Annotated in this window: 6 protein-coding genes; 3 read left to right on the top strand and 3 right to left on the bottom strand. The window is 62.9% G+C overall.

Annotation, left to right across the window (positions count from 1 at the left end):
- Positions 1–67: 67 nt before the first annotated feature.
- On the bottom strand, positions 68–1228 hold the full coding sequence (locus sphst_RS01645) for a cellulase family glycosylhydrolase (RefSeq protein ID WP_107045059.1): 1161 nt from the start codon (positions 1226–1228) through the stop codon (positions 68–70).
- Between the two features lie 337 nt (positions 1229–1565).
- Between sphst_RS01645 and sphst_RS01650 the strand changes: the two genes are divergently transcribed.
- Genes sphst_RS01650 through sphst_RS01655 form a run of 3 tightly spaced genes read left to right on the top strand, consistent with a single transcriptional unit; the run spans position 1566 to position 5585 of the window.
- Positions 1566–4406, top strand: a complete 2841-nt coding sequence (locus tag sphst_RS01650; protein WP_107045060.1) for a TonB-dependent receptor — start codon at positions 1566–1568, stop codon at positions 4404–4406.
- Positions 4407–4446: 40 nt separating this feature from the next.
- The gene (locus sphst_RS21440) at positions 4447–4581 is read left to right on the top strand and encodes a hypothetical protein (protein WP_267895098.1); all 135 of its coding nucleotides are present in this window, start codon (positions 4447–4449) and stop codon (positions 4579–4581) included.
- Positions 4578–5585 carry a family 43 glycosylhydrolase gene (locus tag sphst_RS01655; RefSeq protein ID WP_051916310.1) on the top strand — a complete coding sequence of 336 codons (1008 nt, stop codon included), beginning with the start codon at positions 4578–4580 and terminating at the stop codon, positions 5583–5585. The genes sphst_RS21440 and sphst_RS01655 overlap by 4 nt, the downstream gene beginning before the upstream one ends.
- Positions 5586–5702: 117 nt before the next feature.
- Here the strand turns inward: sphst_RS01655 and sphst_RS01660 are convergent, their stop codons facing one another.
- Both sphst_RS01660 and sphst_RS01665 read right to left on the bottom strand, forming a co-directional pair.
- Entirely contained in the window at positions 5703–8336 is a 2634-nt protein-coding gene (locus sphst_RS01660) for an AAA family ATPase (RefSeq protein ID WP_031393638.1), read from the bottom strand.
- Positions 8333–9448 (bottom strand): metallophosphoesterase family protein, encoded by a 1116-nt coding sequence (locus sphst_RS01665; protein ID WP_031393637.1) that lies wholly within the window; start codon positions 9446–9448, stop codon positions 8333–8335. Before sphst_RS01665 ends, sphst_RS01660 begins: the two co-directional genes overlap by 4 nt.
- Positions 9449–9510: the final 62 nt, after the last annotated feature.

The following is a 9510-nucleotide window of genomic DNA, read 5'->3' on the forward strand; positions in this document are numbered from 1 at the left end:
CCGCGCGACAATCACTGATAAAAATGCAGTATCGCCTTCCTATGTGAAGGCGATACTGCATAGGCCTTCAGCGTTGGCGCCGTACCGCTGGTACTTCGGAAAGGGCCACCGGTACGACACCCTTCGGCGCTGCACTCGATCGACGGATCAGATCGGTCTCGGCCTGCCGATACGGCGTGCCGTCGTTCCGGAACACCTCGTGAAACCAGATCGTCGGCTCGACCAGCACGTACGGTTTCTGCCAGCTGTCCCAGGGTAGACGCGTCTGCGTCTTGCCATCGACGAACCCCCAGTTGATCATCCCGACATTGTAGCGCTTGCCAATCGGCAGCGAACCGTCAAAGGTCGAGCCGTTGCCACGCGCCATATACTCCGTGCAGATTACAGGACGATCGTAGGCCAGAAGCTGCCTGATCCGCCGCTCGAACGTCTCGGGCCAACTATAATCGTGGAATGTCACCACGTCCGATTGCGCAAGCTGAAGCTTTTCCATCGGTGAGGTCTTGCCGCCCGGCGTCCAATCGTTTCCGATCCACACGCCCGAGGTCAGCGGCTGCGACGGATCGGACTCGCGTGCCCAGTCGAACACCTGCGCCAGCAGTGCGCGAACCAGCGGCTCCTTGCCCTCCTGCCCCTTATACTGGTCGGCACCATTGTCGGGCTCGTTCCAGACGTCCCAGCCGAGGATCCGGTCGTCCTTGGCGAACGCACCGATCACGCCCTGCACATACGACTTGTAGCCGGGATAGCGCGTGCGATCGCGTAGACCTGGCATTCCCGGCCCCTGCACCCACCCTGAATTGTGTACGCCGGGGATCGGCGGATGCTGCGGCCCGAGTTTCGGATCCGGATCCCAGCAACTGTCGAACAAGACGAACAACGGCTTGATCCCGTGTGCCCGCGCCATCGTCAGGAACGCGTCTATCCGCTGCTTGAAGCCCTCGGGGTCCTGCTGCCAGAGCTGGTCGTGAAGAAAGACGCGCATCGTGTTCATGCCGATGCCTTGCGCAAGGCCGAGCTCATAATCGATCCGCTTGGGATCCCAGGTTGCCGCCTGCCACATCTCGAGCTGGTTGATCGCGGTTGAGGGCGCATAGTTTGCGCCGACCAGCCACGGTTGCGCGGCATACCATCCCTTGGCTTGTCCCTCGGTCCAGCGACCCCGTGCCTGGGCGGGGCTGGCTGAAAGGACGATCGCGGCAAGCAGGACGGGAGGCAGCGCCCTCATGTGCGCGACGGATCTTCCGACCGAAATCCTCCGATGCGGCTTGTCGGAGCAAACTTCTCCTTCCGATCGATCCCGCATCTGCCTCGAAGTGCGTTGTTTCACTGGTTGTCCTCTCCTATTGAGCGGTCGTTTCGTTCATTCACTTAACAACGCGCCACATCACCGCAGCGCTGTTCGCCGCGCCTTTGGTCATCCTAGCTGGCCACGCTCCGGATCACCAAGAACCAACCGAAGAATTGTTCGTTATTGTCCTACAAACGGTTGCCAGCCCCGTAGGATCGTCTTAGCGTGAAATCAGGTCGCGTGGAAAACCATCGACATTGAAGGGGAGAGAGACATGAAAGCGAAGGCACTTCTCTGCGCGTCCGTAGCCACCATGGCGCTGCTTACCACAGCGTCCGCCAGCGCGCAGACCTCCGACAGATCGACGGCCGAAGTTCGGGCGGGCGGTCAGGATCTCCCCAAGCCGACCACCGCCTCCGATCAGAACGCGAACCCCGCCGCCCCGCAGCCATCGCTGCAGGAAAGTCCTACGGAGGGAGACGGCGAGATCGTAGTTACCGGCCTGCGTCGCAGCCTTCAGTCGGCGCAGGCGATCAAGCGCAATTCTGACGGCATCGTTGATGCGATTGTCGCCGAAGACATTGGCAAGCTGCCGGACACGTTCGCGTCGTCCGCGCTCGCGCGCGTGTCGGGTGTGCAGGTGACGCGGGGTGGCGGCGAGTCGGCGGGTGTCACGGTGCGCGGCCTACCCGATCTCAGCACCACCTATAATGGCCGCGAGATTTTCACAGCCGAAGGTCGTTTCGTCCAGATCCAGGATTTTCCTGCCGGCACGGTCGCAGCGCTGGAAGTCTATAAATCCGGCACTGCCAACCTGATCGAAGGCGGCATCGGCGGCCAGGTCAACGTCCGCGGCCGTCGCCCCTTCGACTTCAACGGCTTCGAACTGTCGGGATCGTTGAACGGCGTAAACTGGCAACAATCGGGCAAGATGTCCTGGAACGGCAATCTGCTCGTCAGCGACCGCTGGGACACCGGGATCGGTGAGATGGGCCTGCTCGTCAACGCGTCCTATGTCGGCATCAATTTCCTGGACTCAACGCGCGAGCAATCGCTGGTCGTCGCGACGACTAATGCCGTGAATGCGCCTGGCACGACCGGCGGTGTTCGCTATCCAGACGCGCAGTCGCTCTTCCTCGGCTATGGTCGACGCTGGCGGCCGTCCGCCAACGCCGCATTCCAATGGAAACCAACGCCGGAACTCGAGATCTATGCCGACGGTCTCTACCAAGGTTATCGTGGGCGCGATTCCAACCGGTTCATGTTCGTGCCGAACTTCGGCGGCGCCGATTTCCAGCTGAACAATGTGGCCACGCGCCCCGGCAACGCAAACGTCGCGCAAAGCGCGACGGTTTCGGGCGCTAACGCACCGGATGGCTATTATGGATCGGCCAACGGGACGACCAACACGTATCAGGCTGGCGGTGGCGCAATCTGGAAACATGACAATCTCCAGATTTCCGGAGACATCGCCTACACCGACAGCACCTACACGTTCGATGCGGTCAATATCGACTACACGTTCCGCAGTTCGCCGGTCCGCAACGTCGTCTTCGAGTCGCCAGGAACGGACGGTGGTCCGAGTTTCGACCTGGGCACCTTCAACCTGACCGATCCGGCGAATTACCTCAGCCGCGGCTTCTTCCAGGAATATACCAAGGTCGGCGGCAAGGACATCCAGTCGCGCTTCGACGTCCAGTACGACATCGGCGAGGGCCTGCTTAAGCGCCTGCAGTTCGGCATTCGCTACAACGATCGCGACGCCAACCGTGATCGCGGCGCGCCCTATATTTTCAACTTGCCGGCTCAGATCCCCATCACCGCGCTGCCGGTCAGCACCGAAAGCACGTTGGCCGGGTTCGGCTATAACAACACGCTGCCGATCCATACTTTCACCGCAATCCCCTCGAGCAGCATCCGCGATAATCTCGTCGCGTTGCGGAGCTTCTACGGTGCGCCGGCTGGACGACCGGAGTTCAATCCCTCGGAGAATTTCCGCGCGAACGAAAAGGCGCTGGCAGCCTATGCTCAAGTCAAATACGGCTTCGACATCGGCAGCGTCGTCGTCGACGGCGTGGTCGGTTTGCGGGCCGTCCGCACGAAAAATCAGATCAGCGGCTTCCTGCGCGACGAACAGACGCCGGGGAATTTCGTGATCACCCCGATCACCGCGAAGAACGAATACACCGATTACCTGCCCAACGTCAGCGCGCGCGTTGCCGCCACCGATGAACTGCAGTTGCGGCTCGCCTATACGCAGACGCGGACCCGGCCGAACTTCTTCGACCTCAATCCCGCACTGACCGTCGGATCGCCGCCGACGATCGATCCGAACAATCCGCCGAACTCGAACGATCCAAACAGCAACGCCCGCAATATCACGGCCGGCAACCCAAACCTGTCGCCGTTGACGTCAAACAACTACGACGCGAGCCTCGAATGGTATTTTTCACGGACCGGCTCGCTGACCGGTGCGATCTTCCGGCGTGATGCGCAGGGCTTCATCTCGAACACGACCGTCTTCACCACCGACCCGACTTACGGTCGCGTGCGCTTCACCAGGCCCGAAAACACCGGCGCAACGCGGTTCCAGGGTGTCGAAGTCGGCTTCACCAGCTTCCTCGACATTGACGGACTGCCTGACTGGGCGAAGGGCTTCGGCTTGCAGGCGAACGGCACCTACGTCGATTCTAAGGGCGATCTCGCATCGACGCTCGCGACGTCCCCCAACGTCGCCGGTCAGCAGCAACGCTTCAACGGCGTGTCGAAATGGACTTACAACCTGGTCGGGCTGTACGAACGGCCGTTCTTTTCGGCGCGGATCGCGTATAATTTCCGCTCGGACTTCGTTCAATATTACAGCCAGGAGCCGCTCGACGTCGACGTCAACGGCGCTCAACGCACTGGCGGGGTGATCGAGAAGGCGCGCGGGCAACTCGATCTGTCCGCAACGGTCACGCCGATTCCGAGCGTCACGCTGGCGTTCGACATCGTTAACGTGCTGGGCAATCCGATCCGGCGCTATCGCCAGTTCGATGACGCCGGCGATCAGTTCGCACGCCAGATCTTCTATCTCGAGCGTACCTACTCGCTCGGCGTCCGGTTTCGGTTCTGACCTGACCTGACCTGACACAGCGATCATAGGAGATACTGTCATGCGGATTGCTTTCTTCGCTACGCTGGGGCTCGGCGCGCTTATGTCGGCCTCGTACGCCACCAACGATGCGCCGAGTGTGGCGCCCGACCTGGATCTCTTGTTCGTGCTCGACTCCGGGCAGCCAGCGCAATGACGCGGCGTTGGGGACCGTGGATCGCAAGCACAATCGGTGTCGCTCTGGTAACGGCCGCGGCAGGCCTCGCCCGCAACCCAGTGTTCCAGGGCGCCGACCCGCATGCGATGATGATCGATGGCGAAATGTGGATCTTTCCGACTGGCGGCCCGGGCGGAAGCTGGGCCGCGGACCGGTTCGGTGCCTTCTCGTCTCGTGATCTCAAGACTTGGACCTCCCGTGGCGAGATCCTGCGCCGCGATCAAATCCGCTGGATCGGCGACGATGGCGCGAAGGCGCATTTCCTGTGGGCGCCGGGCGTTGCGACACGGGACGGCAAATGGTATCTTTATTATTCGGTCGGACCGCAGAACCCTACGCCGAGCCGGATCGGTGTTGCCGTCGCGGACGCACCGCAGGGCCCGTACCGCGACAGCGGACGGCCACTGGTCACCGGCGGTCGTCAGGCGAACGGGGAATTCGAGGCGATCGACCCGATGGCATTCGTCGACCCACGGTCCGGCAAGGCCTATCTCTACGCCGGCGGCAGTGCCGGCGCGAAGCTGCGTATCTGGGAACTCAGTCGCGACTTGGTCAGTCTCGCGCGCGAAGTTCCGGTACACCAGCCGCCCAATTTCACCGAGGGTGCGTTCATGCACGAGCGGAATGGTGTGTATTATCTCTCGTACAGCCACGGTCACTGGAACGGCCCTGATTACTCGGTCCATTATGCAACTGCGCCCTCCCCCATCGGCCCGTGGCGCTACCGTGGCGCAATCCTGACGAGCAACACGCGACATCAAGGGCCGGGCCACCACAGCTTCGTCCGTACACCACAGGATGAGTGGTTGATTGTGTATCATCGTTGGGACCAGCCCCCCGGTCCAGCGCCGCTTAAGGGCGAGCGCCAGGTTGCGATCGACCGGGTATGCTACGGCACCGACGGCACTATTGTGCCCGTTATTATGACCGAAGGCGACGCGGTCCCGAAGCTGCACGGAATAGGTAATTGCGCGAGCAATTAGCGATTAGGCGGCTGCCCGTCATCTGGACGAACGGCTACTCATGCCGCTCGCCGCGCGAATGCGGACAGGCGACTTTCCACCAGTTTCGCCTCAAAACAGACGTCCCGCTCTGCGCCGCTACTCGACTCCCGTTAGGTTTATGCGGTTGCCGAGATGCCTGAAGGCACGATCGCGACAGGTCAGTAGAATGACCTGCATCCGCGTCGCTGCATCGGTAAGAATCTCGGTCATAAGATCGAGCCGGCTATCATCGGAATAGACGAGCGGGTCGTCCAGGATCAGCGACACGGGTACGCCCTGCTCCAACAGCATGTCCGCAAAGGCAAGCCGGGTCAGGACGGCCAGCTGCTCCTGGGTGCCCCGGGAGAGATCCCCGCAGTTTTCGCCAAGACCACCGCGCACAATAGATGTCAGGCCCAGATCATCACTGAAGCTCGGATCACAGCCCGGTAAAAGTCTCTCGATATGGCGCCGCGCGCGGCGCGCTACAGGACCGACGAACGTCCGTGACGTCTCCGCACGCGTGCCTTCCAGCGTATCGCGAAGAAGCTTCAACGTGTCCGCCTCCTGCATCACTCGCGCGAGGTTAGCGGCCGCGGCCTCCGCTTCGTCTCGCGAGACCGCAGCGCGGTCCGCGAGGCCCTTGCCCCCTTCGGCTTCGATCCGCGCCTCGAGCCCGGCGATCACCTTCTCAAGATCGATACGCTGCGTCCGGGCAACCTCGGCGCGTTTGTCCAACACGGCGATCTGCCGCTCGATCGCGGAGACGTCATGCGCCGTCGCTGCCCGCTCGGCATCCTGCAGGCTGACCAGCGCTGCCGCCTCTTGCTGACGAGCCTCCGACAGGGCTTCATCCAGACCGGCGACCTCAGACTTGCCTTCAAGGGCAGCAAGCTGTGCTTCGGCGTTAGCGGCATCACGCTCGGCGCCAGCTGCCTGAACCATCAGAGGGGCATTGCGCGCTTCCAGTTCGCGCAGGTGCGTCGCTGCTGCCTCATCGCCTCCCTCGGCTCTCGCAAGCGCGGAGTCCGCTTCCGCCGCAATCGCCGTCAATGCGTCGAGGTCTGGCCCCTCTTCACTCCCCTCCCCTTCCGCGCTCTCGTGCAATCCCGCTACGAAAGTCTTCAGGGCTGAAGCACCACCTGCGATCCCGAGCAGCGGCACGGCTGGGGTCATCCCGGCGATTTTCGCCTCGAGCGTACGGGCGTTAGCAGCGGCATCTCGTGCAGCCTCATTATGAGTTCGCGCATCGGCGACACTCGCCACCCCGTGGTCAGCCAGTACAGCGCTCAGATCGTCGCGGGCGTTGACCAGCACTGTTTCGGCGCTCTGTAGCTCTGCTGGCGGCCGGATGATCAGCATGGCGCCACCAAGCTGAATGCGCGTCTCACGCGATAGCGTCCGGTCGCCAGGCTCCGCTGGCATGCCGTCGATCTGAACGCCGCTGACATCGCCCGTCAACTCGACCCGGGTCGCACCCGCCTCCACGGCCGCACGCGCCTTGTCGACGGCCCGTTCGCGCTCCTCCAACATCTTGATGACGTTGGGTGGAATCAGCGTCTTACCAAGCTCGCGCGCCACATCGAGTTGCGCTCCAAGAGGCAGTAGTTCGTCGTGCCGCTGACGTGCTCGGGCGATCTCGACATGGCGTGCTTGGATGGCCACCAGCCTGCCGGCAGCATCGAGCGCGGCATGGGCGTTTCGCCGGGTATCCCGGGCCGCCGCCAACCGATCACGCGCCGTACCCGCTCGCTCCCGCGCGTTGGCCAATTCCTCTTCCAGGGCAGATCGCTTTTCGAAGGCGCTGGCAAGCTCTGCGACCGTCTTGCTGACGGCCTTGCGGGCATCGACCAGACGCGCGGTAAGTTCCTCGAGAGCCTTGACCTGGTCCGCAAGGCGACCTTGCTCGGCCCGCCGCGTATCGCGCAATTGCGCCGCGGATCGTGCGACGTCGACCTGATCGACCAGAACCCTTCGCCGATCTGCATCCGCCGTATCGGCAAGATCGCGATCCAACAGCTTCAGCCTGGCCCGAGCAGCTTCAAGATCAGCGAAACCCTGCTCGAGGGCGGCGAGCCTAGTTGCGGCTTCGGTTGCAGCCCGCTCGGCCGCATCATGTTCGGTACGGGCTGTCGACTGTCGAGCGCCAGGCCGACCAGTGTTGGTCCAATAGTCTGCGAACTGGCTGTCGATCCGGGGCCGGACACGCTGATAGGCAGCACCGCCCATGATGGTACCAACCTCGGCTTCCAGCGTCGCGCGCACGCTGTCGCGGACAATCTCACCGGGAGGCGTGACCTCGAGTGCCTGCGCCTGCCCTACCCAGAGCAATCCGAGCGCGCCGTGTGCGGCCACGTCGCCGGCTTGGCTCGTATCACGACGGGCCCCAAGCAGAGCCAGTAGCTGTGCCTCGGCATCTTCGCCCTGGGCACGGCCGCTCGGGCCACGCACCTCGACGGACGCCCCTTTCAGGAAGCGCTTGTTGACCTGCCACGCCTCGCCCCTGGCTTCGAAGCCAATCTCGATCTGCGGCGCGACCGCCTCGCCATGTGGCGCATAGCTGCGCGCCAGCCGGTTGGCCGTGTTGTGGCGGATAAAGAATGCCGCGCGCATGGCCTCGAGCAGGGTCGACTTGCCCGTCTCGTTGGGTTCGATAATGACGTTCAGGCCGTCGCTAAGCCCGTCGAGCACGAACGGATCGCGGAATTTGCGGAAATTGGACAGCGCGATGCGCCGGATCTTGAGGCTCATGCTGCATCCCGTCCGCGCTGATATTCCACGAACAGGCGCTCGAGTGCCCGCTTGGCGGTGACAGCGTCGCTGCCGCCGGCATCGATCATGCTCATCAGCTTTGCTGCGCAGGTTCCGATCATCCCCTCAACCTGGAGATCCGCCAGATCCTGCTCGCTCGGCCGACCGACGAGGTCATCCGCAGCCACCGTCAGATGGCGCAGACGATGGCGTAGATCGTTGTCCAACCGTCCGAGGATCGAGATCCGGTCAGACAGGCTGACGATGCCGGCCAGCGACAGGTTCAGCAGGGTCACCGATGGTTCGGTGCCCGCCAGAAGACGCTCGCTTTCAGCGGCAAACCCCTCCGCGTCCGCCACGGTCCAGTCCCGCAACAGCCACTGGAACCTGCCAGTACGGATTGGCGTGACGACGGGCTCCACGCCTGGTTCCAGCGTCACCAAAAGCGCAAATCCGGGCTCGTCCCGCTGAAACCGGTCTGTTTCCGGTGTGCCGGAATACCAGGTATGTGCATTAACCCGTATTGCACCGTGCCAGTCACCGAGGGCGAGATAATCGAGGCTGGAACGCTGGGCGCGATCCGGGGCTATCTGGTTCTGCGCTTCGCCACGCGCGGAGAAATCACGGATCGAACCATGGGCCAAGCCGATGCGAAGCGTCGCCCCCGGCGTCTCCACCGCGTCGAACACAGCCGTCGGGTCATCCAGATTATGTCTATGCGTCAGCGGTGCCGGCAGGAGCCAATGCCCGGGTTCAAGCTCACATGGTACGGGCTCGGTGACGATGCGGATGTTCGTCGCACCCTTGGCGCGCACGCGGTCCCAAAGGCCGCTGTTACGAGCGAAGTCGTGATTGCCGGGGAGCAGCCACCATGTGCAGGCGTAACGCTGCATCCGGGATACGGCCTGGACGATGACGCGATCTTCCGGACCCTCGGTATCGAAGACGTCACCTGCGACGAGAACATGTGCCGTCCCGTGCTCGACGGCCGCCTTGCCGATCGCATCGATCGCGTCGAAGCGCGCTTCGCTGAGTGCTGCACGGACATCGCGGTCGAAGCGGCCATAGGGTTTGCCGAGTTGCCAGTCAGCCGTGTGGATCAGACGTAGCATGAAAGCTTTCTAGTGATGAGAGGGGCACAGGGAACCGGGCGTCGGTTCCCTGCCCTATCCTG

The sequence above is a fragment of the Sphingomonas sp. STIS6.2 genome, assembly GCF_000732685.2.
Classification (GTDB): Bacteria; Pseudomonadota; Alphaproteobacteria; order Sphingomonadales; family Sphingomonadaceae; genus Sphingomonas; species Sphingomonas aerolata.

What these genes read in the sequence shown, in the direction of transcription:
- sphst_RS01645 (WP_107045059.1), bottom strand. Translation starts at nt 1,228, where the DNA reads ATGAGGGCGCTGCCTCCCGTCCTGCTTGCCGCGATCGTCCTTTCAGCC.
- sphst_RS01650 (WP_107045060.1), top strand. Translation starts at nt 1,566, where the DNA reads ATGAAAGCGAAGGCACTTCTCTGCGCGTCCGTAGCCACCATGGCGCTG.
- sphst_RS21440 (WP_267895098.1), top strand. Translation starts at nt 4,447, where the DNA reads ATGCGGATTGCTTTCTTCGCTACGCTGGGGCTCGGCGCGCTTATGTCG.
- sphst_RS01655 (WP_051916310.1), top strand. Translation starts at nt 4,578, where the DNA reads ATGACGCGGCGTTGGGGACCGTGGATCGCAAGCACAATCGGTGTCGCT.
- sphst_RS01660 (WP_031393638.1), bottom strand. Translation starts at nt 8,336, where the DNA reads ATGAGCCTCAAGATCCGGCGCATCGCGCTGTCCAATTTCCGCAAATTC.
- sphst_RS01665 (WP_031393637.1), bottom strand. Translation starts at nt 9,448, where the DNA reads ATGCTACGTCTGATCCACACGGCTGACTGGCAACTCGGCAAACCCTAT.